Origin of the sequence: Pyxidicoccus trucidator (assembly GCF_010894435.1) — a bacterium.
GTDB lineage: Bacteria > Myxococcota > Myxococcia > Myxococcales > Myxococcaceae > Myxococcus > Myxococcus trucidator.
Map to the genome: position 1 here is coordinate 52,440 of NZ_JAAIXZ010000020.1, position 26,129 is coordinate 78,568.

At 70.8% G+C, this 26,129-nt stretch carries 26 protein-coding genes; 2 read left to right on the forward strand and 24 right to left on the reverse strand.

Annotated elements, in window-relative coordinates; genetic code table 11:
• Positions 1-301 precede the first annotated feature (301 nt).
• Positions 302-3,376, forward strand: a complete 3,075-nt coding sequence (locus tag G4D85_RS39245) for a SusC/RagA family TonB-linked outer membrane protein (protein ID WP_338052936.1) — start codon at positions 302-304, stop codon at positions 3,374-3,376.
• A gap of 4 nt (positions 3,377-3,380) precedes the next feature.
• Positions 3,381-4,772, forward strand: a complete 1,392-nt coding sequence (locus G4D85_RS39250) for a RagB/SusD family nutrient uptake outer membrane protein (protein WP_205525904.1) — start codon at positions 3,381-3,383, stop codon at positions 4,770-4,772.
• Between the two features lie 98 nt (positions 4,773-4,870).
• On the opposite strand, the gene G4D85_RS39255 is transcribed toward G4D85_RS39250, so the two are convergent.
• From G4D85_RS39255 to fabD, 24 genes are all read right to left on the reverse strand, one after another.
• Positions 4,871-5,764, reverse strand: coding sequence for an NAD(P)-dependent oxidoreductase (locus tag G4D85_RS39255; RefSeq protein ID WP_164019368.1), 894 nt, complete (start codon positions 5,762-5,764; stop codon positions 4,871-4,873).
• 90 nt (positions 5,765-5,854) lie between these two features.
• Entirely contained in the window at positions 5,855-7,582 is a 1,728-nt protein-coding gene (locus G4D85_RS39260; RefSeq protein WP_164019369.1) for a putative ABC exporter domain-containing protein, read from the reverse strand.
• On the reverse strand, positions 7,579-8,340 hold the full coding sequence (locus G4D85_RS39265) for an ABC transporter ATP-binding protein (protein WP_164019370.1): 762 nt from the start codon (positions 8,338-8,340) through the stop codon (positions 7,579-7,581). Before G4D85_RS39265 ends, G4D85_RS39260 begins: the two co-directional genes overlap by 4 nt.
• Positions 8,341-8,356: 16 nt before the next feature.
• A complete protein-coding gene (locus G4D85_RS39270; RefSeq protein WP_164019371.1) occupies positions 8,357-8,737 on the reverse strand; it encodes a response regulator in 381 nt (126 codons plus the stop codon).
• Positions 8,738-8,883: 146 nt separating this feature from the next.
• Positions 8,884-9,921 carry a chemotaxis-specific protein-glutamate methyltransferase CheB gene (gene cheB / locus G4D85_RS39275; RefSeq protein ID WP_164019372.1) on the reverse strand — a complete coding sequence of 346 codons (1,038 nt, stop codon included), beginning with the start codon at positions 9,919-9,921 and terminating at the stop codon, positions 8,884-8,886.
• A complete protein-coding gene (locus tag G4D85_RS39280) occupies positions 9,918-10,799 on the reverse strand; it encodes a CheR family methyltransferase (RefSeq protein ID WP_205525905.1) in 882 nt (293 codons plus the stop codon). Before G4D85_RS39280 ends, cheB begins: the two co-directional genes overlap by 4 nt.
• An 11-nt stretch (positions 10,800-10,810) precedes the next feature.
• Entirely contained in the window at positions 10,811-12,787 is a 1,977-nt protein-coding gene (locus G4D85_RS39285) for a HEAT repeat domain-containing protein (RefSeq protein ID WP_164019373.1), read from the reverse strand.
• Positions 12,784-13,185: a hypothetical protein gene (locus G4D85_RS39290; RefSeq protein ID WP_240359771.1), complete on the reverse strand. Its 402-nt coding sequence runs from the start codon at positions 13,183-13,185 to the stop codon at positions 12,784-12,786. The genes G4D85_RS39285 and G4D85_RS39290 overlap by 4 nt, the downstream gene beginning before the upstream one ends.
• Positions 13,182-13,706, reverse strand: a complete 525-nt coding sequence (locus tag G4D85_RS39295; RefSeq protein WP_164019374.1) for a chemotaxis protein CheW — start codon at positions 13,704-13,706, stop codon at positions 13,182-13,184. The genes G4D85_RS39290 and G4D85_RS39295 overlap by 4 nt, the downstream gene beginning before the upstream one ends.
• A complete protein-coding gene (locus G4D85_RS39300; RefSeq protein WP_164019375.1) occupies positions 13,703-14,269 on the reverse strand; it encodes a chemotaxis protein CheW in 567 nt (188 codons plus the stop codon). The genes G4D85_RS39295 and G4D85_RS39300 overlap by 4 nt, the downstream gene beginning before the upstream one ends.
• A gap of 43 nt (positions 14,270-14,312) precedes the next feature.
• Positions 14,313-16,655 carry a chemotaxis protein CheA gene (locus G4D85_RS39305; protein ID WP_164019376.1) on the reverse strand — a complete coding sequence of 781 codons (2,343 nt, stop codon included), beginning with the start codon at positions 16,653-16,655 and terminating at the stop codon, positions 14,313-14,315.
• Positions 16,652-17,026 (reverse strand): response regulator, encoded by a 375-nt coding sequence (locus tag G4D85_RS39310; RefSeq protein WP_164019377.1) that lies wholly within the window; start codon positions 17,024-17,026, stop codon positions 16,652-16,654. The genes G4D85_RS39305 and G4D85_RS39310 overlap by 4 nt, the downstream gene beginning before the upstream one ends.
• Positions 17,027-17,081: 55 nt before the next feature.
• The gene (locus G4D85_RS39315; protein WP_164019378.1) at positions 17,082-17,573 is read right to left on the reverse strand and encodes a M17 family peptidase N-terminal domain-containing protein; all 492 of its coding nucleotides are present in this window, start codon (positions 17,571-17,573) and stop codon (positions 17,082-17,084) included.
• A gap of 52 nt (positions 17,574-17,625) precedes the next feature.
• A complete protein-coding gene (nusB, locus tag G4D85_RS39320; RefSeq protein WP_164019379.1) occupies positions 17,626-18,045 on the reverse strand; it encodes a transcription antitermination factor NusB in 420 nt (139 codons plus the stop codon).
• Between the two features lie 2 nt (positions 18,046-18,047).
• Entirely contained in the window at positions 18,048-18,551 is a 504-nt protein-coding gene (ribH, locus tag G4D85_RS39325; RefSeq protein WP_164019380.1) for a 6,7-dimethyl-8-ribityllumazine synthase, read from the reverse strand.
• Positions 18,552-18,590: 39 nt separating this feature from the next.
• Positions 18,591-19,253 (reverse strand): riboflavin synthase, encoded by a 663-nt coding sequence (locus G4D85_RS39330; protein WP_164019381.1) that lies wholly within the window; start codon positions 19,251-19,253, stop codon positions 18,591-18,593.
• A gap of 27 nt (positions 19,254-19,280) precedes the next feature.
• Positions 19,281-20,444 carry a bifunctional diaminohydroxyphosphoribosylaminopyrimidine deaminase/5-amino-6-(5-phosphoribosylamino)uracil reductase RibD gene (ribD, locus tag G4D85_RS39335; protein WP_164019382.1) on the reverse strand — a complete coding sequence of 388 codons (1,164 nt, stop codon included), beginning with the start codon at positions 20,442-20,444 and terminating at the stop codon, positions 19,281-19,283.
• A 9-nt stretch (positions 20,445-20,453) separates the two neighbouring features.
• Complete coding sequence (nrdR, locus tag G4D85_RS39340) at positions 20,454-20,954, reverse strand: transcriptional regulator NrdR (RefSeq protein ID WP_164019383.1); 501 nt, start codon at positions 20,952-20,954, stop codon at positions 20,454-20,456.
• 25 nt (positions 20,955-20,979) lie between these two features.
• A complete protein-coding gene (locus G4D85_RS39345; RefSeq protein WP_164019384.1) occupies positions 20,980-22,236 on the reverse strand; it encodes a serine hydroxymethyltransferase in 1,257 nt (418 codons plus the stop codon).
• 39 nt (positions 22,237-22,275) lie between these two features.
• On the reverse strand, positions 22,276-22,719 hold the full coding sequence (gene rpiB, locus G4D85_RS39350; protein ID WP_164019385.1) for a ribose 5-phosphate isomerase B: 444 nt from the start codon (positions 22,717-22,719) through the stop codon (positions 22,276-22,278).
• 33 nt (positions 22,720-22,752) lie between these two features.
• Positions 22,753-24,006 carry a beta-ketoacyl-ACP synthase II gene (fabF, locus tag G4D85_RS39355; RefSeq protein WP_164019386.1) on the reverse strand — a complete coding sequence of 418 codons (1,254 nt, stop codon included), beginning with the start codon at positions 24,004-24,006 and terminating at the stop codon, positions 22,753-22,755.
• An 84-nt stretch (positions 24,007-24,090) separates the two neighbouring features.
• Entirely contained in the window at positions 24,091-24,333 is a 243-nt protein-coding gene (gene acpP / locus G4D85_RS39360) for an acyl carrier protein (RefSeq protein ID WP_164019387.1), read from the reverse strand.
• 104 nt (positions 24,334-24,437) lie between these two features.
• Positions 24,438-25,187, reverse strand: coding sequence for a 3-oxoacyl-[acyl-carrier-protein] reductase (gene fabG / locus G4D85_RS39365; RefSeq protein ID WP_164019388.1), 750 nt, complete (start codon positions 25,185-25,187; stop codon positions 24,438-24,440).
• On the reverse strand, positions 25,184-26,125 hold the full coding sequence (gene fabD, locus G4D85_RS39370) for an ACP S-malonyltransferase (RefSeq protein WP_164019389.1): 942 nt from the start codon (positions 26,123-26,125) through the stop codon (positions 25,184-25,186). Before fabD ends, fabG begins: the two co-directional genes overlap by 4 nt.
• Between the last annotated feature and the right edge of the window lie 4 nt (positions 26,126-26,129).

Genomic DNA, 26,129 nt, shown 5'->3' on the forward strand with positions numbered 1-26,129 from the left:
GAGGTTCTCCCTGGGGCAGGACATGCGCCCTGCCCACATCAGGGAGCCCTGGAGCGATTTGTAGCGCGCCGACGGAACGAGGCACCGGGCGTGCCAGACCAACCCCCCGGGTCGGTTGAGACGCGGACCTGATACATCCGGGTTGTTTCGTGCCCGGACAGAGAATTCCTGTCTATCTGCAAGAGCAGGCAGGTTCGCAAAACCAGATATGTCGTTGACTCGGAAGCGTTCACCCAGGGACGATTCAAGTCCACGGCATCCTTCAGGGGGGGCCGTTCAATCGTACAGGTGTGAGGACCGAATGACGCTGAGAAGGGCGTTGATCCCGGGGTGCGTAATCGCACTCTTCTCGTTGGAAACCCTGGCGCAGGACGCGAACAGCGCGGCGCCAGCTCCCGAATCCCAAGCGCCCGCGGCGCAGGCACCCGCGACTCCGGCTCCCCAGCCCGCGGCAGCCAGTCCGGCCGCTCCAGCTCCCGTGGCCCAGCCGGCCCCGGTGGTCGTCGTAGCGGGACGCACCGTGACGGGTCGGGTGGCTGACCGGCTCACCAACGAAGGACTGCCCCTGGTGCGCGTCATCATCAAGGGCACGACCCAGGGCGTAGAGACGGAGCTGGACGGCACCTTCTCGCTGACCAACGTGCCGGCGGGCCCGGTGACGCTGCTCTTCTCCAGCCAGGACTACGGCGAGCGCGAGGTGCGCATCGGCGCCGAGCAGCGTCAGCTCAACGTCCAGCTGGACAACATCTTCTCGGAGGAGATGGTCGTCGTCGGTCGCGCCAGCGAGGTGGCGCGTAAGAACCTGGCCAACTCGGTGGCCTCCGTGAATGCCGAGGAGCTCAACCGCTCCCCCGCGCAGACGGTGGACCAGGCGCTGCAGGGCAAGGTCGCGGGCGCCAACATCCAGAGCAACTCCGGCGCCCCGGGCGGCGGCATCCAGATGCGCATGCGTGGCGTGTCCACCATCAACGCGTCCACGGCGCCGCTGTACGTCATCGACGGCGTGCTCGTCAGCGACGTGGCGATTGCGTCCGGTATCTACACCGTGACGGACTCCGTGGGCGGCTCCAACCCGAACCCCACGCAGGACAACCAGGTCAACCGCATCGCGGACATCAACCCCAACGACATCGAGAGCATCGAGGTCCTCAAGGGCGCGTCCGCCGCCGCCATCTACGGCTCCAAGGCCGCCAACGGCGTGGTCATCATCAACACCAAGCGCGGCAAGGAGGGTGAGCCGAAGGTCGACGTCACCCAGCGCCTGGGCTTCTACTCGCTGGCCAACAAGATTGGCACCCGCCGCTTCGAGAACGTCCAGGAGGTCATCGACACCTACGGTGAGGACGCGGCCGCGTACTACCAGCCCGGCCGCACCTTCGACCAGGAAGCGCTCCTGGCGGGCCGCAGGGACCTGTCCTCGGAGACGCTGGCCAGTGTCAGCGGCGCCAGCGGCAACACCCGGTACTTCGCCTCGGCGATGGTGAAGAACGACGAAGGCATCATCGCCAACACCGGCTACGAGAAGCAGTCGTTCCGGCTCAACCTGGGCCAGAAGCTGGGCGAGGCGGTGGAGGTCAATGTCGCCACCAACCTGATCCACACGCTGGGACAGCGCGGCCTCACCAACAACGACAACCAGACCATCACCTATTACATGACGATGCCGTACGCGCCGGAGTTCCTGGACCTCCAGGCGGACTCGGCCGGCGTGTTCCCGGAGAACCCCCTCCTGGGCAACGGCGCCAACCCGCTGCAGACCGCCGCGCTCGTGAAGAACGACGAGAACGTGTGGCGCTTCATCGGCTCTGGCGACATCACCGTCAACCTGCTGAAGAACGACGTGAACCACCTGCGCATCCTCGCCAACGCCGGCGTGGACCGCTTCCAGCAGGAGAACTCGGTGCTCTTCCCGCCCGAGCTCAACTTCGAGCCGGTGGATGACACCTTCCCGGGCACGTCGCTGTTCGGCACCAGCCAGGTGCGCAACCTCAACGGCGGCCTCAACCTGGTGCACACGTACCGGCCCGAGTCCAAGTTCCTCGTCGCCACCACCTCCGGCGGTGTCCAGCTCGAGGAGCGCAACGTCGACTCGGTGTACGTCATCGCCGAGAACCTCAACGCCGGCCAGCCGAACATCGACTCCGGCACCGTGGTGAGCGTGCGCCAGGACCGGCAGCTCATCCGCGACCGCGGCTACTACGTCCAGGAGGAGGTGCTCATGCTGGACGAGCGGCTCACCCTGGTGGGTGCCATCCGCGGCGAGCAGAGCAGCGCCAACGGCGACGAGAACAAGCTGTTCTTCTACCCGAAGCTGGCGACCGCCTACCGCATCCCCTCGTTCCACCCCAGCGTGAACGAGTTCAAGGTGCGCCTGGCCTACGGCGAGACGGGCAACCAGCCGCTGTACGGCATGAAGTTCAACAGCCTGCCGACCAGCAACAACATCCAGGGCAACCCCGGCCTGGTGGGCTCCGGCGTCGCTGGCGACCCCAACATCCGCCCCGAGCGGCAGCGGGAGATTGAAGCCGGCATCGACGCGCTCTTCTTCGGCGGCGACGTGGTGGCGGAGCTGACCTTCTACCAGCGCAACATCAGCGACCTCATCCTGCAGCGCGCGCTGCCGCCCTCCACCGGCTTCACCAACCAGATCTTCAACGGCGGCTCGCTGCGCAACCGCGGCATCGAGGCCATGCTCCAGGTGACGCCGGTGCGCGGCGCAGTCGAGTGGACCAGCTCGGCCACCTTCGCGCTCAACCGCAGCCGGGTGACGAAGCTGTCGGTGCCCGGCTTCCCCGCGGGCGGCTTCGGCGACGCCCTGGGCTCCTTCCGCATCGAGGAAGGCGCGTCGGCGACGCAGATTGTCGGCAACGTCGGCCGCGACGAGAACGGCACGCCCATCGTGCAGAAGATTGGCGACACCGAGCCGGACTTCGTCGTGGGCTTCTCCAACACGCTCCAGTACCAGGACTTCAGCCTGTCGTTCCTGTGGCACTGGCAGCAGGGCAGCGACATCATCAACCTGACGCGGTTCCTCTATGACGCCGCGGGCACGTCGCCCGACTTCGAGGAGGCCGGCCGCCAGCGCCTGACGGACCGCCGCACGAATGCCGGCATCTACGTGGAGGACGCCAGCTTCGTGAAGCTGCGCGAGGTGACGTTCGCCTACAGCCTGCCCAAGCAGTGGGTGTCCGCGATTCCGAAGGTGAAGTCGGCCCGGCTCAGCGTGAGCGGGCGCAACCTCCTCACCTTCACGAGCTACTCGGGGCTGGACCCGGAGGTGAGCAACTTCGGCAACCAGGCCATCGCTCGCAACATCGACGTCGCCCCCTTCCCCCCCAGCCGCAGCTTCTGGACGTCGCTCGACGTCGGGTTCTAAGGCCATGAAGAACATGATTCAGACGAAGAAGGCAGTTCTGGCGCTCAGCGCCGTGCTGGGACTCGGCTGCGGCACCCTGGACGTCACGGACCTGAACGGCGTGAGCCTGGACGAGTTCGTGGAGACTCCGACGGAGTCTCGCGTCCTCACCGCGGCCACGGGTCTGCTGATTGGCCACCGCGCGGGCGTGGCGGTCCAGAACGGCTACGTGGCCGAGCTGGGCGTCATCGGCCGTGAGGCGTACATCTTCGACGGCGCGGATCCCCGCACCGTGGAGGAGCTGCTGGGGCCCGCGCTGGACCCGGGTGGCCCGGCCTTCGGCGGCAACTTCTGGGCGGCCCCGTACGCCAACATCCGCAACGCCAACACGCTGCTGGCGGCGGTGGACAAGGTGACGGGCGTGACGGACGGCGAGAAGGAAGCCATCCGCGGCTACGCGAAGACCATCGAGGCGCTGGACTTCCTGGTCGTCATCAACACGCGGGACACCAATGGCGCGCCCATCGCGGTGAACCTGCCCCTGGGCCAGCTGGCTCCCATCGAGACCAAGGAGGCGGTGTTCAACCACATCGCCACGTTGCTCGACGAGGGCGCGGCGCACCTGGCCGCCGCGGAAGACTTCCCGTTCCGGATGAGCACCGGGTTCGCCGGCTTCAACACCCCGGCCGCGTTCCTGAAGTTCAACCGCGGGGTGAGGGCCCGCGTGGCCGTGTACCAGGGCCGGTATGCGGACGCGCTGACCGCCCTGGGCCAGTCGTTCATCGACACCAGCGTCCCCGCGGACGAGGGCTCGAAGGCGGCGGCCGTCGCGTCGCTGAACGTCGGCACCTACCACACGTTCCAGGCGTCCTCGGGTGACCAGGACAACAACCTGCTCAGCGCCAACATCTTCGCGCACCCGTCCATCGTGACGGACGCGGAGACGGCGGACGGCACGCCGACCGGCAGGGTGGACGACCGCGTGACGCGCAAGGTTCGCAAGCTGGAGGAGTCCACCAGCGCGGCGGACGGGAAGCTGTCCTCGGACCTGCGCTTCACCCAGTACGCCAGCGCCGACTCGTCGGTGCCCATCATCCGCAACGAGGAGCTCATCCTCCTGCGGGCGGAGGCCAACATCGGCCTGAGCAACCTCGACCCGGCGCTGACGGACCTGAACTACATCCGCACCCGGTCCGGCCGGCTCCCGGAGCTGACCGCCGAGCAGATTCCCACCCAGGAAGCCGCGCTGGAGCAGCTGCTGAAGCAGAAGCGGTACTCGCTCATGTTCGAGGGTGGCCACCGGTGGATCGACCTGCGCCGCTACAACCGGCTGGACACGCTCCCCCGCGAGCTCGACCCCACCTACGCCCCGCACGAGCGCTTCCCCATCCCCGCCACTGAAGTGAACAACCGCTAGCAGGCCGCTGTCCTGCTCGCAGGTGAGCTCCAGGCGCACGGTGTCCACGTGCGCCTGGAGCGCGTGGCAGTCCCCGGGCCTTTCAGGCCAGGCCGTGGTTACCGCGGTCCCTGCTTCAGCCCCGCGCGCTCCGCGACGAGGGCCCCCAGTGCGGCCCAGTCCAGGTCCCCGTGGCCCTGCGCGACGCCCCCCAGGTACTGGTCTCTCAGCAGGCTGCCCAGGGGCATGGGCACCCCGGCGGCGCGGCCGGCCTCCAGCACCAGCCCCACGTCCTTGAGTCCCAGCTTCATGGTGAAGCCGGCGGGTGAGTACTTCTCCTCGGCGATGAGCTGGGCGTAGCGCTCGAAGATGGGCGAGCGCGCGAAGACGGACTGGAAGACCTCCAGGAACACCTTCGGCTCCACGCCGGACTTGCGCGTGAGGGCGAACGCCTCGCCGAGCGCCTCCATCATCGACGCGATGAGGAAGTTGCCGGACAGCTTCACCACGTTGGCGGACGCGGCCCGCTCGCCCAGCACGGTGAGCCCACGTCCCAGGGACTCCAGCAGCGGCCGGCAGCGCTCCACGTCCGCGCGAGGCCCGGCGGTCACCACCCAGAGCTGCTTCGCGGCGGCGGCATCCGGACGGCCGAACACCGGCGCGGAGACGTAGCCCTGCCCCGCGCTCGCGTGGGCCTCCGTGAGGCGCTCGGAGAGGGCCACGGAGATGGTGCTCGACGAGACGTGGACGGCGCCCTTCACCAGCCCCGCGTGCACGCCCTGGCTTCCGAGGACGGCGTCCTCCACGGCGGCGTCGTCCGCGAGCATGCTGACCACCACCTCCGCGTCCCGCGAGGCCTCGGCGGGTGTGCTGGCCACGCGCGCGCCCTGCTGCTGGAGCGGCGCGGCCTTGGCCTGCGTGCGGTTCCACACCGCCAGCCCGTGCCCCGCCGCGAGCAGGTTCTTCGCCATGGGCAGGCCCATGTTGCCCAGTCCGATGAATGCGACCTTCATGTGTGTCTTCCCCCTGGGGCCGGGATAATCCACGGCAGGAAGGGCAGCGACGGAAAGCGCGCGAGCGTCCAGGAGACGACGGCCCCGGAGCTACTCCGGTCGGTCCTCGGACACGTCCAGGCGCTCGAAGGCACGGCCCAGGGCAAGGACTCCCAGCCACACCTCGCCCACCAGCACGCCCGCCGCGGCCAGGGCCGCCACCGACAGGGCCCACTCGCCCAGCACGGGCCACAGCGGCACGCCCACCAGCACCGCCACCAGCGCCGACGGCATCAGCCCGGCGAGCGTCACCACCAGCGAGCCCACCAGCGTCAGCAGCCGCTGGCCCATGGCCTCCAGGCCGCGCGCCCGCTCACCGGTATCCGCCGTCACCCACGCGGGGAACAGCACCACCGCCGCGTTCTGCACGAAGAGGCCCGCCAGCGACACCGAGGGCAGCAGCACCGCCAGCGCCAGTCCCCCGGGCCACCACCAGTCGCCCAGCAACTCCGCCTCCGCACCGGGGCCCACCAGCAGCGCCACCCCCAGCAGCCCGAGCTGGAAGCCCCCCACCGACAGCGCGGACGCCGCCAGCTCCGCGCCCACCACCTGCCGCCCGGTGAGAGGCATGGCCCGCAGCAGGTCCAGCTTCGCCAGGTCCATGCGCAGGTCCATGCGGAAGGCGCTCGGGCCCACCACCGTCAGCATCACCGCCAGCGTCAGCGCCAGCGGCCCCACCACCCGCCGCGTGTCCGTGAACAGGCGCGCGTCACCCATCATCGCGGCGATGGCGCCGCCGAGGACGACGAAGAGGGCAAAAGCCGCCGCCCCGCCCGCCATCCGCTTGCGGGCGATGAGGTTCTTCCAGATGAGCGCCACCTCCGGCCGCCCCCGCGCCACCAGCCGGAAGGGCGGCTTCTTCACGGTGAACGTCCCCGCCCGCGCCATCCGCCCCGAGGCCCGCAGCGCCCGCTCGCGCGTGCGCGACTCCGCCCGCACCACCGCCGTCTCCTCGAAGGGCACCTCCGCCAGCAGCACCCAGACGTAGTGCGCCGCCAGCAGCGCCAGCACCGGTGGAAGCGCGCGGAGGAAGCCGCCCACGTTCTTCGCCAGCGCCGGCTCCACCAGCACCCGCCCCGGCCACAGCACCGCGTCCAGGCCCGGTGACTCCACCACCGTCTGCAGCCACCCGCGCAGCACGCGCGACGAGGAGACCTCGGCGGGGAACGGGTACGTCCGCAGCGTGGCGAACACCGCCAGCGCCACGGCGGCCAGCACCAGCCCCACCGCGCCCCAGTGCACCGCCACGCCCCAGCCTCCCCACGCCGCCAGCCGGGTACGGGTGAAGGAGGCCGCCGTCGAGTGCAGGTACAGCGTCCCCAGGGCCAGGGTGGTGCCCAGGAAGAACAGCACGGGCGCGCTGCTCACCACCCGGCCGATGAAGAGCGTGGCGAACAGCGCGCCCACCGTCGTGCCCAGCAGCCCGCGCGCCAGCTTGTAGTGCAGCAGCGCGCGCCGGGTGACGGGCGCGGGGAAGAGCTGCACCACCTCCGTCTCGGTGAAGGACAGCGAGGGCCTGTCCCGCCCCAGCACCCACGCGGCGAACACCGTCCCCAGCGCCGAGCCCACCAGCGACAGCTCCGCGAACAGCCGCACGCCCGCGGACGCGCTGCCCAGGCCCCGCATGCCCAGCCCCCGCGTGAGGACGGAGTACACGTACGCCAGCCCCACCAGCGCGCCCAGCAGGTAGCGCGGCCGCCGAAGCCGCGCGAGCTGCCGCCGCACGCGGTTGCGCAGGGACGCGCCCCAGAGGAAGAGCACCGCGCGCGGAAAGCTCACGGGGCGGGCGGTCCCGGCTCCGACGCCGCGCTGGTGATGCGGATGAAGAGCTCCTCCAGCGACGCGCCCTCCACCTCCGCCCCGCTGAGCCGCGCGCGAATCTCCGCGAGGCTGCCCAGCGCCACCGCGCGGCCTCCGGCAATCACCAGCAGCCGGTGGCACAGCTCCTCGACGAGCGGGAGCAGGTGCGAGGACAGCACCAGCGCCGCGCCCTCCTCCGCCCGGCGCCGCAGCGACGCCTTCATCCGGCGGATGCCGATGGGGTCCAGCCCGGTGAGCGGCTCGTCCAGGAGGATGAGCTTCGGCGAGTGCAGGAAGCCGCAGGCAATGGACAGCTTCTGCTTCATGCCCCGCGACAGCTCGCCCGGCAGCGACTTCTCCTTGCCGGACAGCTCCATCTCCTCCAGCAGCGCCTTGCCTCGCGCCTCCCAGTCCTCCACGCCGTAGAGGCGCGCGGTGAAGTTCAGGTGCTCCCACACGGTGAGGTACTCGAAGAAGCGCGGCTCGTCCGGGAGGAAGGCCAGGGCGCGCTTCGCATCCACCGTCTCGCGCCCGAGCTCATGCCCCGCCACCACCACGCGTCCCGAGCTGGGCGGAAGGATGCCCGCGAGGCAGCGCAGCGTGGACGTCTTCCCCGCGCCGTTGGGCCCCACGAGCCCGAGCACCTCGCCGGGAGCCACCTCGAAGGTGAGCCCCTGCACCGCCTTCACGTCGCCGTAGACCTTCTCCAGCTCCTCCACCCGCAAGACGGATTCCATGAGCGCGTGCCGGTCCTCAGTCCAGCTTCAGCAAGTCCCTCACGGTATCCATCACCACCTTCGCCTGCACGGGCTTCACCAGGTACGCGCTCGCGCCCAGCTTCATCGCCCGCTCGCGGTCCGCCGCCGCGCTCTCCGTGGTGATGACGACGATGGGCACGTTCCGGTGGTCCGTCGCCTGGCGGATGTGGCTGATGAGCTTCAGCCCGTCCATCAGCGGCATGTTGATGTCCGTCAGCACCAGGTCATAGCGGCCCTGCGTGAGCTTCTTCAGCCCCTCCGCTCCGTCCTGCGCCTCGGTGCAGACCATGCCAGTGAGGCGCTGCAGGGCGTACATGATGCTGCGCCGCATCGCCTGCGAGTCGTCCACCACCAGGGCTCGGATCTGCTGCGTCATATCAGTTGAAGACTACCACCCGGACCTGTCGGCCAAGGCGGTATCCCACCGGCCCCGCGGGGCCATGTTCGACAGTCACAGATCCAGCGCCGGCTCCCGCTCCGCGGCAGACACTCCGGGTGCGAGCGCCCTACCTCTCAGGGACGCTACCGCTTCCGCTTCGCCAGGGTCGCCAGCGCGGGGCCCATCTCCCCCAGCCGCAGCACCCGCTTCACTGCTCCGGTGGCAATGGCCTCACCGGGCATGCCGAACACCACGGCCGTCTCCTCCGACTCGGCCCACACCTCGCCGCCGGCGCGGGCCACCTCGCGTGCGCCCTCCGAGCCATCCGCGCCCATGCCCGTCAACACCACCGCCAGCGCGCGAGGCCCCAGCACCTGTGCCACGCTGGTGAAGAGCCGATCCACGCTCGGTGCGTATTTGTCCAGCGGCGTGGGCGGCGGGGTGTGCAGCTCCAGCCTCGTGCCACGGTCTGCTACCACCATGTGCCGCCCACCCGGGGCGATGTACACATGTCCGGGCTGCACCACGTCTCCGTCGCACGCCTCCGTCACCGTGAAGGGGCCGATGCGGTCAAGACGTTCCGCGAACGCCCGTGTGAATTGCGAGGGCATGTGCTGGCACACCAGCACGCACGGGGTCGGCTCCGAGGCCAGCCCCTCCAGCAGCCGCTGCACTGCCGGGGGGCCGCCCGTGGACGCGCCCACCGCCACCACCAGCGGCAGCTCGCCCGCCACCGCCATGGCCCGCGCGCCGGGCGCCGCGTGCCGCTGCCCGGGCCGCACGTGCCGCGCCGCCCGCACCTTGTCCAGCAGCTCTTCGCGCAGCACGTCCAGTTCCTCGCGCGTGCCGCGCGGCGGCTTGGCGATGAAGTCGAACGCGCCCAGCTCCAGTGCCTTGAAGACGTCCGACTTGTGCGAGTAGCTGGAGATGACGATGACGGGCGTGGGCACCGTGCGCATCAGCAGCCGGAGGAAGGTGTAGCCGCCCAGCTTGGGCATCTCCAAATCCAGCGTGACCACGTCCGGCTTCAGCTCCAGGACCTTCTTCAGCCCCTCCTCGCCGTCAGCCGCGCGGTCCAGCACCCGCACGTCCGAGGCCGACTCCAGCAGCGTGCTGAGGGTGTGGCGGTTGTGCGCCGAGTCGTCGATGACGAGCACGGAGATGGAGTCCTGCGCGCTCATCGCCCCTCCCCTCCCGTCAGCCCTGGAAGCTCCGGCCGGCGGTACACCAGGTCTCCGCGCAGGTGCACCAGCTCGAAGTCCGCGCCCAGGTTCAACAGGTTCTCCGAGTGGCCGAGCAGCAGGTAGCCCCCGGGCACCAGCCTGTCCCGGACGATGCGGAGCACCCTGCGGCGCGCGGCCAGGTCGAAGTAGATCATCACGTTGCGGCAGAAGACGACGTCCATGCGCGGCACCAGCTGGCTGCCCGTCTCGTCCAGCAGGTTGTGGTGGCCGAAGGACACCCAGGCGCGCACCTCGTCACGCACCCGCACGCGGTTGTTGCCCACCGGAACGAAGAAGCGCTCCAGCAGGTCCGCCGACGTGGCGCGCAGCGCGGACGGCCCGTACTCCGCGCGCCGAGCCAGCGTCAGCACACGCCGGGAGATGTCCGTGCCATACACCTCCACGTCCCAGTCGTCGAAGCGGCGGCTGTCCTTGAGGAGCATGGCCAGCGTGTAGGCCTCCTCTCCGGACGAGCACCCCGCCGACCACAGCCGCAGCCGCCGCGTGCGCCCGTTGCGCTTCTCCAGGATGGGCAGCAGCTCGTCGCAGAAGGCCTTGAGCTGCGAGGGCTCGCGGAAGAAGTACGTCTCGTGCGTGGTGAGCGACTCGACGGCCGCCTCCAGCTCCGCGTGCCGCTGGGCGTCGTAGCGCAGGTAGCGGTGGTACGCGCCGAAGTCCATCAGCCCCAGCGCCTCCAGCCGGGGCCACAGCCGGCGCTCCATGACGAACTTCATGTCCTCGTGCACCAGGATGCCGCAGTGCGAGTACACGTGGTCCCTGAGGAGCCGGAACTCCTCCAGCGTCATCTCCGGACGTCCATCGTCGAAGCGAGTCACGCGGTTCCCCCTCAGCGCCGGGACAGGCGCTCCACCGCGTCGGACAGGGTCTGCCGGGCCAGGGCGTCCGCTTCCGCCTCCAGCGCCAGGCGGGCGGCGTCCAGGCACTCCGGCCCGCCCGAATCTCCCAGCACCCGGGCCGCCGCCGCGCGCACGTCCCAGCGCGGGTGGCCCAGCAGCGACAACGCCAGCGACACTCCCTCCTCGGTCTCCGCGCCCGCGGACAACGCCGCCTTCACCACCTCCGCGTCCGGGTGGCTCGCGGCATTCCTCAGCACCCCGGGCACCGCCAGGCCCAGCCGGGACAGCGCACGCACCGCCGCCACCGCCAGCGCGCCATCCGGGTGCCGCACCAGCACTTCCAGGTCTGTCGCCCGGTCCACCGCTCCGCACGCGCCCACCGCCTCCACCGCGGCCAGGCGCACGGAGACATCCTCGTCGTGCAGCGCGGGCCGCAGCAGCGCCCCTGCCTCCGGGCCGCCCAGCCGTCCCATGGCCCGCACCCCGGAGATGCGCACCTGCATCGCCTCGTCCGCCAGCGCCGCGCGCGCCAGCTCGCGGCCCACGCCCCCATCCACCTCGCTCACGGCCTCCACCGCCGCCGCGCGCCACGTGGGCTCCGCGTCCCGGGCCAATTGCCGCAGCGCGGGCAGCGCGGGCGCACCGCCCACCCGGGCCAGGGCGGCCACCGCCGCCGATGTCGCACGGCGCGCCACGGCCGCTTCCAGCGCCGCCAGCACCGCCGCCCGGTTGCTGCCCGCCAGCACGCCCAGCGCCCGCGTCGCCGCGCCCGCGAGGGCCGGGTCCACCAGCAGGTCCACCAACGGAGGCACCGCCTCCGGCGAGCGCGTGCGCCCCAGCGCCCGCACCACCACCGCGCGCAGGTCGTCCTCCGCCCACTCCAGCAGCGCGCATAGCGCCGTCACCGAGTCGGCATCCACCAGGTCCACCAGCGCCTCGGCCGCCGCCGCCCGCGCCGGGGAGGACAGGTCCGCCATGTGGCCCAGCAGCGCGCGCCCGCCCTCCGGCCCCAGCCGGCTCAGCGTGTTCAGCACCTCGCGCAGCAGCCGGTCCTCTCGCGCCGCCTCCGCCACCGGCAGCGCCAGCGACGGCTCGCCCAGCGCCGCCGCCGCCACCAGCGCGCCCGCGCGCACCGTCACGTCCTCGGCCTCCAGCGCCTGGGCCAGCCGCTCCCCCGCGTCCGGCAGCCGCCGCAGCGCCGCGAGCACCACCGCCTCGATTTCCCCGCGCCGCACCGACTCCGCCAGCGTCACCTGCGTGCCCAGCGCGCCCAGCGCGGCCTCGCGCACCGAGCGCACCCCCGACGCCAGCCCCTGGCAGATGCGCTCCGTGGCCACCACCTGCGGCACCAGGCCCAGCACGCGGAAGGCGCTGCGCTGCAGCCGTGAGTCGTCCAGCAGGGCCAGCACCACGTGCAGCGGTGGCGGGCGGCGCAGCAGCGCGAGCCCCTCCAACGCGGACAGCCTCAGCAGCGGCTCCGGGTCCGCCAGCAGCGCCTCCAGCGCTCGCGCCGAGTGCTCACCGCCCACCCGGCCCAGCGCCTCCGACACGGACACCCGCACGTTGAGGTCCGGGTCCTCCAGCGCCTGCACCAGCGGCATTTCCGCGGTGCGCTGCCCGAGCTGCCCGAGGATGTCCGCCGCGAACTTGCGCTGGTCCGGGTCCGGGTGCGAGAGCAGCCGCACCAGGGGCCCCAGCGCCGCGCCGCCCAGGCCGGCCAGCGCCTCCGCCGCCGCGTTGCGCGCGCCCGTCTCGCCCCGCTCGTCCAGCACGCGGATGAGGCGCTCGGCCACGTCGCGCGAGGACGGCAGCCGCTTGAGGGTCTCGGCCGCCACGTGGCGCACGCGCCAGCTCTCGTCGTGCAGGCCGGCGACGAGCACCTCCAGTGCGCCCGTCGTCCCCGGGTCCAGCTCCTGGAGCGCGCGGTAGCGCTCCTCCTCCGCGGGGAACTCGGGCAGGGGGTTCATTCGAAGACCCGGTCGGACCCTGGCTGCGTGTAGAACCAGATGGCGTAGATGCCCAGCGCCGTGCCCAGCGGCATGTTGGGAATGGCGAGGATGCCCATCACCAGCGCCAGCGTCCGGGACCAGCGTCGGCGCTTCAGCAGCCCGACGCCGGTGGCGAGGCCCGGCAGCGCCGTCAGCAGGAAGCAGCCGGTGAGTCCCAGGGTGATGGCGAACATCATCGCCCGCACTTCCGCCTCCGCGTCCTCCATTCCCAGCTGGCCCATGAAGAGCATGACGGCGCCGAAGCCCAGCGCGACCAGCAGTGTCAGCGCATTCATCACGAGGAAGAGGATGCCGAGGATGCGGCGGTGTCCCTCCAGCGACTGCAGCTCTACCCGTGCTCCGTCTTGCGTGTTCACTCGGGCCTCCGTGAGGACTCTCGCTCCAGCTCCGCGCGCAACAACGCCTTCAAGTCCAGCAACAGCCGCAGCCTGTCCGGCGGCCCGCAGACGCCCACCACGAAGGGCGAGCGCCCCGCCACCACCAGCGCGGGCGCGGGCTTGATGTCACCCCTGCGCACGCGCAGCACCTCCGCCACCCGGTCCACCCGCACCGCCACACGCCGCGTGCCCAGCCGGCACACCAGCAGCCGAGACTTCGGCGACTCCGGCGAAGCCTGCCCCAGCAGCCGGCGCCGCAGGTCCACCACCGGCAGGATGATGCCCCGCAGGTGCAGCACGCCCTCCACGAAGGACGGCGCATGGGGGATGGGTGTGACGCGCTGGAGCGGGAGGATTTCCTCCACGCGCATGATGTCCAGCACGTACTCCTCGCTGCCCACGAAGAAGGCGCACAGTTGCACCAGCGTGTCCGCCTCCTGGGCGGGAGCGTCCAGCACCGCGCGCGGGCGGCGCGCCAGGAGGTTGACCGGGTCCTTCATGAGGCGAGCGCCTGTTCCGGGTCCAGGAGGATGTAGAGCGTCGGCCCCCGGCGGCCGATGCCCACCACGCAGTCTCGGTCTCCCGAGCGCAGCCCCGGCGGCGCCGGCTCCAGCATGGACGGCTTCAGCTTCACCACGCCGGTGACACCGTCCACCCACACTCCGGCGGGGCCCGACTCCGTGCGCAGCACGAGGATGCGCGCGTCTCTCGGAGGAGGGGCCGCTTCGGGGCCCGCCACGACCGGGGCCCGCTCCGCCAGCCGCAGCCGCATCTTGATGTCGTAGGCGGGCAGCAGCTCGCCGCGCAGGTTCATCACGCCCAGCAGGTGGGGCTCCGCGCGGGGAATCTCCGTCATCGGAGGCACCTTCGCGATTTCCCGCACGAGACGGATGGGCACCGCGTAGCACTCGCCCTCCAGGAGGAACGCGAGGTACTCCTCCGGCACCTCCTCCGGGGCGGTCGTCTGCGCGCCGTCACTGCCGGCGGCGAAGTCCTGCAAGCCGGCGACGTCCTCGTCCGGGCGGTAGAAGAAGTCGTCGAGTAGCTCTGCGAACCGGGACACAGCCGCCGAGGATAGCAGCCGGCCGCCCCGGCCGCAGCGCGAGTCAGGCCCGACGCCGCTCCATGGACAGGCCGTCCTCCAGCAGCGCCGCCACGTCCAGCACCAGCACCGTGCGCCGGTTTCCCAGGTCCGTGGCGCCGGAGATGCCCCGGACGGACTGGAGCCGGCCTCCCAGGGGCTTGGTGACGATGTCCTGCTGGCCGTGCAGCTCGTCCACGGCGATGCCCAGCCGCTCCTGCGCCAGCCCCACCACCACCACGAAGTGGCGGTTCACCGGCCGCTCCGGCAGGGCGAACATCCGCGCCAGCCGCATGAAGGGCAGCGTCTGGCCGCGCAAATCCAGGACCTCGCGCCGCTCCACGGTGCGGATGTCCTTCGGCTGGACGGAGAGGATTTCCAGCACGCTGTTGAGCGGCACCGCGTAGGTGCGCCCACTCACCCCCACCACCAGCGCGCGGATGATGGCCAGGGTGACGGGCAGCGTCAGGTGGAAGGCGGTGCCCTTCCCGCGCTCGCTCCACACGTCGATGATGCCGGACAGGTTGCCCAGGTTGTTCTTCACCACGTCCAGCCCCACGCCGCGCCCGGACAGCTCGGACACGCTGCGCGCGGTGGAGAAGCCGGGCAGGAAGATGAGGTTGAGCAGCTCGCGCCGGCTCATCTCCTGCGCCTGGGAGAAGGTGATGAGGCCCCGGGTGAGGGCCACCTCGCGCACGCGCAGCTCGTCGATGCCGGCGCCGTCGTCGCTCACCTCGATGACGACGTGGTTGCCCTTCTGCTCGGCGCGCAGCGCCACCACCGCGCGCCGGGGCTTGCCGGCGGCGAGCCGCGCCTCGGGCGACTCCACGCCATGGTCGATGGCGTTGCGGATGAGGTGCATCAGCGGGTCGCTCAGCTCCTCGACGATGAGCTTGTCCAGCTCCACCTCGCCGCCGCCGATGACGAACTCGATTTCCTTCCCCGCCTCGCGGGTGATGCGGCGCACCAGCCGGGCCAGCTTGTCGAACACCTGGCCCACGGGGACCATGCGCGCTTCGAGCAGCCCCTCCTGGAGCGCCTCCAGCTTGCGCTCCAGCCCGCGCGTCTCGCGCGCCAGCTCCTGGCCGAACAGCTTGGACAGCGCCACCGCCCCGTCCTGCCGCGCGGACTCCGCCAGGCGCTGGAGGTTGGCCTTGATGAGCAGCAGCTCGCCCACCATGTTGATGAGGCCGTCCAGCCGGCCGATGTCCACGCGCACCGTCTGCGTCAGCGAGCGCAGCGACGCGTCCGCCTCCGCGCGCACCGGCCCCGCCGCAGGGCCCTCCGTCACCACGGCCCGGACCCGCTGCGCCGCCCCGGGCCCTTGCAGGTACGCCACGGAGGTCGTCCCGGGCGCGTTCCCCGGGGAGGGCTGAAGCCCGGAAGGCGTCACCGGCACCAGCGCCTCGCTCGTGCCCTCCCCTTCCGTCGACTCCGTCAGCAGGGGCTGCTGCGTCCCCGCGCCCCTCGCGGTGGACGGCGTGGCGGCCCGGGCGCCCTTCTTCCGGCTCCCCCGCTTCGTCGGAGGCCCGGGCAACACCTCGGGCGACTCCACCCGGGTCAGGGCCACGCGGAAGGACTCGGGCTCGGCCTGCGGGGACTGGGCCCAGGGGGGCGGCGGCCGGACCACCAGCGGGGACAGCTCCGCGGGAGTGCCCTCGAGCCCGGCCGCCAGCCGCTCGCCGGTGGTCTGCGCGCCGAAGATGAGGTCGAAGGCGATGCCATGCGCGCCGCCGGAGCGCGTGGACGGCAGCGTGCTGATGACCTCGCCCAGCGGCTTGAGGCGCGCGTTGAGGTCCGCCAGCCCCTTGTCGAAGTCGGACAGATCGAACGCCGCGCGCACTCGCCACAGCGACACGCCGCGCCGCACGTTCTCCCGCAGCCGGTGCTCCTCGTACTCGGTGAAGACCGAGCGCACCGCCGAATCCAGCTCCAGCCGGTCCAGCGGGTCCTCGTCCGCGGCCACGGGCTGCGAGCCCAGCTGCTCCAGCCGCGCCGTCATGGCCTCCACGCGCCAGGTGAGCGGCTCGGACTCCAAGCCCCGCGCCGCCTCGGCCAGCAGCGCCTGGAAGGCGTCCAGCACCTCAATCAGCGAGTCCAGCGCCGTGTCGTCCAGCCGCAGCCGGCCCAGCCGGAGCCTGTCCAGCAGGTCCTCCGTGCTGTGCGCCAGTCGGGCGATGCGCTCCTGGCCGAACAGCCCGGACAGCCCCTTGAGCGAGTGCGCCGCGCGGAAGACGCCGTTGACCAGCTCCGGGTCCGCCTCCTGCCCGCGCCGCTCGTCCAGGACGAGCAGATCCTTGCCCAGCGCGTCGAGGATTTCGGTCGCCTCGGCCACGAACTCGGCCAGGGCCTTGGAGCCGGGATTCACGGCAGCTTCAGGTACCGCCGCAGGAGCCCTTCCAGGCTCCCGGGCAGGAAGGGCTTGACCAGGTACTCCTGCGCGCCCAGCGCCATCCCGCGGTCGCGGTCCTGCTCGCGACCCTCGGTGGTGATGATGAACAGGGGCACGTCCCGGTAGTTGGGGTTCTTCTTGACGAAGTTGATGAGCTCCAGCCCGTTGATGTCGGGCATGTTGATGTCGGTGATGATGAGCTCGAACCGGTGGCGCGGCAGCAGCTTCAGGGCCTCGAAGCCGCTCGAGGTGACGATGGCCTCGATGCCTTCCACGGCCTCCACCGTCGCGGCGATGTACTCGCGCGACGCCTTGGAGTCCTCGACAATCAACACCTTGACACGCATGTGCGCTCGCCCCGGGCAGTGCATGCTAACAGAACGCCTGCCCGCCCGCCGAGCGTCACCCCTTGCGGGCCGGTAGCACCCGGCCAAGAGCCTTGTCCGCGAGGAGGGCCACCCGTCCACCCTTGAACGCTGGGAGGAAGCCCTTCTGGAAGGCCTCGGCCCGCGCAGCGTCCTCCGCCCCGCCCCCCGAGGGGACCTCCAGCGCCACCGAGTCCACCTTCGCCCGGCTCAGCACCCGGCCCGCGCCAGCCAGGGCCTCGGTCAGCGCGCCAGCGTCCAGCTTCTGACGGGAGCCCAGCCCCACCACGAAGATGCGGGGGACCGGGAACTTCCCGTCCGAGGGCAGCAGGAGCCAGTCGTCCTTGGCGCCCGTGAAGAAGCCATTCTTCAGCACCCGGGACAGGGCGCCGCACAGGCGCCAGTCCACGTAGCCCGCGGAGGAAGGCAGGGGCCGGTCGTCCTCGGCCACGAAGAGGCAGAGGGCGTCCACCCCGGCGAGCGCGTCCAGCCCCTCCAACCCGATGTCGTGCGTCGTCGTCTGGCTCACGGGGCGTCCTCGCTCGAATCAGGGGGTCATGGAATGCCGAGCGCCACGGCGCTCAGGGTTTGTTGAGCGCCACGGCCACGCGGTCCAGCAGGCCGTTGACGAAGGCGCTGGACTCCTCGGTGCCGAAGTTCTTGCCCAGCTCCACCGCCTCGTTGATGGACACCTTGCGGGGGATGTCCGGGCGGTACTTCAGCTCGAAGATGCCCAGGCGCAGCACGTTGCGGTCGATGCGGGACATGCGGTCCAGCCGCCAGTTGTGGCTGTGCCGCTCGATCAGCTCGTCGATTTCCTCGCGGTGGGCCTGGACGCCATCCACCAGCTCGCGGGCGAACTTCACCGCGTCCGGATCCCTCTTGGGCTCCTCGGAGGAGGCCCAGGCGGACTCCAGGGCCTCGGCCACCGTCGCCGGGGCCATCTCCAGCTGATAGAGCGCCTGCAGCGCCCGCTCGCGTCCCGTTCTCCGCGCGCCCATGGCTAGCCCTTCCTTCCGTCCGTCGCCGCCATCTTCGCGTACAGGTTGACCATCTCGATGCAGGCCAGCGTGGCCTCCGCGCCCTTGTTGCCCGCCTTCACGCCCGCCCGGTCGATGGCCTGCTCCACCGTATCGCACGTCAGCACGCCGAAGGTGACGGCCGTGGCCGGAGTGCCCGCCGCCGCACTGAAGGCCACCGCGCCAATGCCCTTGGCGCACTCACCGGCGACATAGTCGAAGTGGGGGGTGCCGCCCCGGATGACGGCGCCGAGGGTAATCACACCTACATACTGGCGGGACTCCGTCACGCGGCGGGCCAGGCCGGGCAGCTCATAGGTGCCGGGGCAGCGGTAGACGTCGATGTCCGCGTCCGCGACGCCATGGCGCACCAGAATGTCCACGGCGCCCTTGACCAGCTCCTCGGTGATGAAGCCGTTGAAGCGGGCCACGCAGATGGCGAAGCGCCCCTTGGGGGGAAGGAAGTCACCGTCGATATAGCGAGGCATGCGGCGCTTCCTACACCACCCGCGTCCCGGCGTCGCGGGCTACGGCGTCCCGAAGCCCGCCGCCCGGACGGCCGCCGCTGTCAGCCCTCCACCGCCCCCGGGTGCCCCCTGCCCCCGCTGGAGGGCGAAGAGCCGGGCCACGTACTTCCCAATCTGGTCCGCCTCCAGGTTCACCCGGGCGCCCGCCGCCTTGCCCCTCAGGGTGGTGCGCTCCTGCGTCTCGGGGATGAGCTGGACGCTGAACCGGTCCGCCTCCACGGTGTTCACGGTGAGGCTGATGCCGTCGATGGCCACCGAGCCCTTCTCGATGAAGAAGGGGGCCAGCTCCTCGGGCAGCCGGAAGCGCATCACCCACGAGCCGCCCTCGGGGAACGTCTCGAGGACTTCGCTGACGGCGTCGACGTGGCCGGAGACCAGGTGCCCGCCCAGCCGGTCGCCCAGCGCCAGGGCGCGCTCCAGGTTCACCCGGTCGCCCGGCCGCACGGCGCCCAGGGTGGTGCGCCGGAGCGTCTCCGGCGCGGCCTGCACCTTGAAGGTGTCCCCGCCGCGCTCCACCACCGTGAGGCACGCGCCATCCACGGCGATGGACTCGCCCAGGTCGAACTTCCCGGCGCCGAGAGAGGTACGAATCCAGAGGTCGGTCATCCCCCCGGGGATGACGCGCTCCACTGTGCCAAGGTCCTGGATGAGGCCGGTGAACATGGGCGCCTTTATAACCGGCGCCCGGGCCTACAGCAGCGCCTGGAGCAGCACGTCCTGTCCGTGACGCTCGAAGGTCAGGTCGCTCACGGACACGGCCTGGGCCATCTCCTTCACGCCCAAATCCCCTGCCCACGACAGGCCCGGGCTGCCAATCAGCTTCGGCGCGAGGAACAGGGCCAGCGCATCCGCCAGGTGCCCGCGCAGGAAGGAGCCGTACAGCTCCGCCCCACCCTCCACCAGCACGTGGTTGAGGCCGCTCTTGGCGATGCGCTTCAGCAGGGCCTTCAGGTCCACCCGGCCCGCCTTCTGGCGCACCTGCCACACCTCCACGCCCTGGGCGAGGAAGCGCTGCGCCTTGCGGCCCTCCGGGTCCTCCAGCGTGGCGATGACGGTGCGCGCGGGGCTGCGCTGGGTGAAGACGGTGTAGCCCGGAGACAGGCGCAGGTGGCTGTCCACCACCACGCGCAGCGGGTCCTTGCCCCCTCCGCCCGGAATCCGGGTGGTGAGCTTCGGGTCATCCTTCCGCACCGTGTTGGCGCCCACCAGGATGACGTCCACCGAGTCGCGCAGCTTGTGCACCCACGCGCGCGCCGGCTCGCCCGTCACCCAGCGCGAGTCCCCCGTCGCCGTGGCCAGCTTCCCGTCCAGCGTCACCGCGGCCTTCAGCGTCACCCACGGCAGGCCCGTGCGCATCACCTTGAAGAAGGGCCGGTTGAGCGTGTCCGCCTCTTCCTGGAGCACGCCCGTGAGCACCTGCACCCCGGCGCGCCGCAGCCGGGCCACGCCCTTGCCGCTCACCTGGGGATTGGGGTCCGCGGACGCGCAGATGACCCGGCGCACCCCGGCCTCCCGAATCGCCAGGCTGCACGGCGGCGTGCGCCCGTAGTGGTCGCACGGCTCCAGCGTGGTGTAGAGGTCCGCGCCCTTCGCCTTCGAGCCCGCCGCCTCCAGCGCCACCACCTCGGCGTGCGCCGTGCCCGCCTTCTTGTGGTAGCCGCGGGCGATGATGCGCCCACCCTTCACCAGCACCGCGCCCACCACCGGGTTGGGACTCGTGCGGCCCAGCCCCTTGGCGGCCTCCTCCAGGGCAATCCGCATGAAGAACTCGGCCACCGCGCGGTCGAAGTCCGCCGCCCGCTTCGCCCGGGGCGCCCTCGTTGCCTCCAACCGTGCCCGCGTCAGCAGCCTCATGCGCCCTCTTTAACCCTTGCCCGGCAAAGCCGGAGGCTTCGCCTTGCGCTCTCGCTCCTCGGCCTCGAGCAAATCTTTCAGCTCGTGCATGAACTCCGCGATGTCGCGGAAGCTCCGGTACACGGAGGCGAAGCGAACATACGCCACTTCGTCCAGCTGCTGCAGGCGGCGCATGACCTCCTCGCCGATGACGGACGAGGGCACTTCCTTCTCCCCCATCCCCTGCAGCTGCCGCTCGATCGCCACCACCGTCTCCTCCAGCTGATCCGCGGAGACGGGCCGCTTCTCACACGCCTTCTTCAGCCCGCTGACAATCTTCTCGCGGTCGAAGGCCTCGCGCCGACCGTCCTTCTTCACGATGAGCGGGTACAGCTCCTCCACCCGCTCGTACGTGGTGAAGCGGCGCTTGCAGGCCAGGCACTCGCGGCGGCGGCGGATGACCGAGCCCTCATGCGACTCGCGAGAGTCGATGACCTTGTTCTCGGCGTCCTGACAGAAGGGGCAGCGCATGAGGTGGCGGTGCTCTGCGCTCCCCCTACTTCAGCCGCGAGGTGTACAGCGGGAAGCCCTGCGACAGCTCCTTCACCTTGCCCCGGATGCGCGTCAGGGCCGCGTCGTCCTGCGCCGCGTCCAGCGCCTCGCCGATGAGCCGTCCCACCACCGCCATCTCCGCCTCGCGCATGCCGCGCGTCGTGATGGCCGGCGTGCCCACCCGGACGCCGGACGTCACCATCGGCTTCTCCGGGTCGAACGGAATCATGTTCTTGTTCACGGTGATGCCGGCCTTGCCGAGCACCTCCTCGGCCACCTTGCCCGTGAGCTTCTTGGGCCGCAGGTCCACCAGCATCAGGTGGTTGTCCGTGCCGCCCGAGCACAGCCGCAGGCCCGCGCCCTTCAGCGCCTCCGCCAGCGCCTTCGCGTTGGCGACAATCTGCTGCTGGTACGCCTTGAACTCCGGCGTCAGCGCCTCGCGGAAGGCCACCGCCTTGCCGGCGATGACGTGCATCAGCGGGCCGCCCTGGATGCCGGGGAAGATCTGGCTGTTGATGGACTTCGCGTACTGCTCGCGGCTCAGCACCAGGCCGCCGCGCGGGCCGCGCAGCGTCTTGTGCGTGGTGCTGGTGACGATTTCGGCGAAGGGCACCGGCGACGGGTGTACGCCCGCGGCCACCAGGCCGGCGATGTGCGCCATGTCCACCAGCATCGCCGCGCCCACCGCGTCGGCGATTTCGCGGAACTTCGCGAAGTCGAGCGTGCGCGGATACGCGCTGGCGCCCACGACGATGACCTTGGGCTTGTGCTCCTTGGCCAGCGCCTCCACCTGGGCGAAGTCGATGGTCTCCGTGTCGCGCGTCAGGCCGTAGTGGACGACCTTGTACATCTTGCCGGAGAAGTTGAAGGCCGCGCCGTGCGTGAGGTGGCCGCCGGAGTTCAGGTCCAGCGACAGCATGGTGTCGCCCGGCTTCATCAGCGCCATGAAGGCGCCCATGTTGGCCTGGCTGCCGGAGTGCGCCTGCACGTTGGCCGAGTCCGCGCCGAACAATTCCTTCGCGCGGTTGATGGCGAGCGTCTCCGCGACGTCCACCACCTCGCAGCCGCCGTAGTAGCGCTTGCCGGGGTATCCCTCCGCGTACTTGTTGGTGAGCACCGAGCCCACCGCCTCCATGACAGCCGGAGAGACGAAGTTCTCGGAGGCGATGAGCTCCAGCCCCTCCTCCTGGCGCTGGGTCTCCTCGCGGACGGCCCGGGCAATCTCCGGGTCCACGTCGGCCAGCGTGCGGGTGTTCTCCATGGCTGATTCCCTCGCGACAAAACGGGTACGGCGGGGCCGCTAGCCCTGGGACTCGGCCTCGCGGATCTTCTGCAGGCGCCGCTCATGGCGGCCGCCCTCGAAGGGGGTGCTGAGGAACGCCTCGAGGATGGCGCGGCCCACGCCGGCCCCCACCACGCGCTGGCCCAGGCACAGCACGTTGGCGTCGTTGTGAGCCCGGGCCATGCGGGCCTCGAACTCCGTGGTGCACAGGGCCGCGCGCACGCCCCGGTGCTTGTTGGCGACGATGCTCATGCCGATGCCGGTGCCACACACCAGCACGCCCAGCGTGTAGTCCCCGCCCGCCACCGCGAGAGCCACCCGCGTGGCGAAGTCCGGATAGTCCACCGAGTCGCGCGTGACGGGGCCCACGTCGTCATGGGCCACGCCACGCTCCTTCAGCCCGGCCACCAGCTCCTGGCGCAGCTCCAGTCCCGCGTGGTCGGAAGCGAGGATGATTCTCACGCGGGTCTCCTCCGGAGCGGTGTGGGACAAGGACTAGAACCGCTTGAACAGCAGCACTGCGTTGGTGCCACCGAAGCCGAACGAGTTGCTCATCACCGCGTCCACCCGGGCCTCGCGCGCCTGGTTCGGCACGTAGTCCAGGTCACAGTCCGGGTCCGGCGACGTCATGTTGATGGTGGGCGGCAGCACGTTGCGCGACAGCACCAGCGCGCTGACCACGCCCTCCGCCCCACCGGCCGCGCCGAGCATGTGGCCCGTCATGGACTTGGTGGACGACACCGCGAGCTTGCGCGCGTGGTCGCCGAACACCGCCTTGATGGCCTTCGTCTCGTTCGCGTCGTTGAACGGGGTGGAGGTGCCGTGCGCGTTGATGTAGCCCACGTCCTGCGGGTTCATCCCCGCGGACTGGAGCGCCAGCCGCATGCAGCGCGCCGCGCCCTCGCCCTCCGGAGCGGGCTGCGTCACGTGGTAGGCGTCCGAGTTGGCCCCGTAGCCCACCAGCTCCGCCAGAATCTTGGCGCCGCGCTTCTTCGCGTGCTCCAGCTCCTCCAGCACCAGGATGCCCGCGCCCTCGCCCATGACGAAGCCGTCGCGCTCCTTGTCGAAGGGCCGGCTGGCCCCTGCCGGGTCCTCGTTGCGCGTGGACAGCGCCTTCATCACCGAGAAGCCACCCAGCCCCAGCGGGGTGATGGCCGCCTCGGCGCCGCCGGCGATGGCCGCGTCCGTCTCGCCCAGCTTGATGGACTTCCAGGCCTCGCCAATGGCGTGGGCGCTGGTGGCACAAGCGGACACCGGAGCCCAGTTGGGGCCCTTGCAGTTGTACCGCATGGAGATGAGGCCGGGCGCCATGTTGATGATCATCTGGATGATGAAGAAGGGCGACAGCCGGTCGAACCCCTTCTCCAGCCCCTTGCGGTGCTGCTCCTCCAGCGAGGAGATGCCGCCGATGCCCGAGCCGACGATGACGCCCACCTTCTCCGGGGTGTAGCCGTGCGGCTTGTCCGGGCCGATGGGAATGCCCGACTCCTTGACGGCCATGTCCGCGGCGGCCAGGGCGTACTGGGCATACAGGTCCATCCGGCGCACCTCGCGCCTGTCGATGAACGTCTCCGGCTCGAAGTCCTTCACCTCACCGGCGATGCGCGTGTCGATCTTCAACGGATCAAAGCGCGTGACCGCAGCAATACCCGACTTGCCGGCGAGCATCGCCTGCCAGTTCTTCTCGGTTCCAGTGCCCAGTGCCGAGATGAGCCCGGTACCGGTGATGACGACTCGACGGTTCGACACGGTCCTCTCCGGTGGCGACTGAGGGACACCGGGGACGCCACTTGACGCGGCGTCTCCCCGCACCCCGGCACGCCGTGGTGCTGCCTACTTCTTGTGGGTGTTGATGTAGTTGATGGCGTCGCCGACGGTCTTGATGTTCTCGGCCTCCTCGTCGGGAATCTCGACCTCGAACTCCTCCTCCATCGCCATCACGAGCTCCACGATGTCGAGGCTGTCCGCGCCAAGGTCCTCGATGAAGGACGACTCGGGCTTGATCTCGTCCTCTCCCACCCCGAGCTGGTCGGCGATGATGGACTTGACCTTGGTCTCAATGGTTGACGTCGACATAAGTGCAGAACCCTCCAGGAACCAGATAGGGGCCCGGTGGCTTCCCGGACCTTGTCGAAAGCGGGCGCGGTATATCCCACGCCCGCCAGCAATCCAACCTTGGGTTACATGTACATGCCGCCGTTGACCTTCAGGACCTCGCCGGTGATGTAGGACGCGGCATCGCTGGCGAGGAACAGCACGGCCCCGGCGACCTCCTCGGGGTTGCCCAGCCGCCCGAGGGGAATGCCCTCGAGCATCTTCTGGCGCAGCTCGTCACCGAGGTGGGAGGTCATGTCCGTCCCGATGAAGCCCGGCGACACGACGTTGACGCGGATGTTCCGGCTGGACAGCTCGCGGGCCACGGACTTGGTCAGGCCGATGAGCCCTGCTTTGGAGGCCGAGTAGGCCGCCTGGCCACCGTTCCCCATCTCACCCACCACCGAGCTGACGTTGACGATGGCCCCGGCCCGCTGCTTCATCATCGGCCGGCTGGCCGCGCGGATGAGCGCGAAGGCGCCCCGCAGGTTGGTGTCCATCTGCCGGTCCCAATCCTCGTCCTTCACCCGCATCACCAGGCCGTCCACGGCCACGCCGGCATTGTTGACGAGCACGTCCAGCCGGCCATGCGCCTTGACGACGCCGTCGATGGCGCTGGCGCACGCGGCGGTGTCCGCCACGTCGAACTTCACCGCCTCCGCCTTCGCGCCCGCCGCCTGGATGAGGCCCACCGCCTCCTGGGCCGCCGCCTCGTTGCCCGCGTAGCTGATGACCACGGTGGACGCGCCCGCCTTGGCGAAGGCCACCGCGCACGCCCGGCCGATGCCGCGCGAGCCGCCCGTCACCAGCACCACCTTGTCCTTGAAGCCGCTCATGCGCTCACCCCAAGCGCCGCGAGGACCTTCTCCAGGCCCGCGGCGTCCTCCACGTTGAACGTCTCGATGTCCTTGGTGATGCGCTTGATGAGGCCGCACAGCACCTTGCCCGGGCCCAGCTCCACCACCCGGGTGACACCCTCGGCCTTCAGCGCCTCCACGCACTCAATCCAGCGGACCGGCGCGCTCACCTGCTCCAGCAGCAGCGGCACCACGCGCGAGGCGTCCGCGTTGGGGCGGGCCTCCACGTTCGTCACCACCGGCACCGCGGGGGCATTGATCTGCATGCGGCCCAACACTTCCGCCAGCCGCGGCTTCACCGGGTCCATCAGCGCGCTGTGGAAGGGAGCGGACACCGGCAGCGGCATGACGCGCTTGGCCCCGGCCTCCTTGCACTTCGCTCCGGCGCGCTCCACCGCCTGGGCGTTGCCCGCGATGACCGTCTGCTCCGGCGAGTTGTAGTTGGCGGGGGACACCACCTGCCCCTCGGCCGCCGCGTCACAGGCCGCCTTCACCTTCTGCGGCTCCAGGCCCAGCACCGCGGCCATGGCGCCCACGCCCGCGGGCACCGCCTCCTGCATGAAGGAGCCGCGCGCGCGCACCGCCCGGACGGCGTCGCCCAGGCTCATCGCGCCCACCGCCACCAGCGCGGAGTACTCACCCAGCGAGTGCCCCGCCACGAAGGCCGGCGCGGGCCCGCGCTTGGCGAAGACGGCATGCGCCGCCACCGACACGGTGAGGATGGCCGGCTGGGTGTTGGCCGTCAGCTTCAGCGCATCCTCCGGCCCCTCGAAGCACAGGGTGGACAGCTTCTCCCCCAGCGCCTCGTCAGCGGCCTCGAAGATGGCCCGGGCCTCGGGGAACTTCTCAAAGAGGTCCCTGCCCATCCCCACGGCCTGGCTGCCCTGCCCGGGGAACACGAACGCGACCTTCGCCATGTGC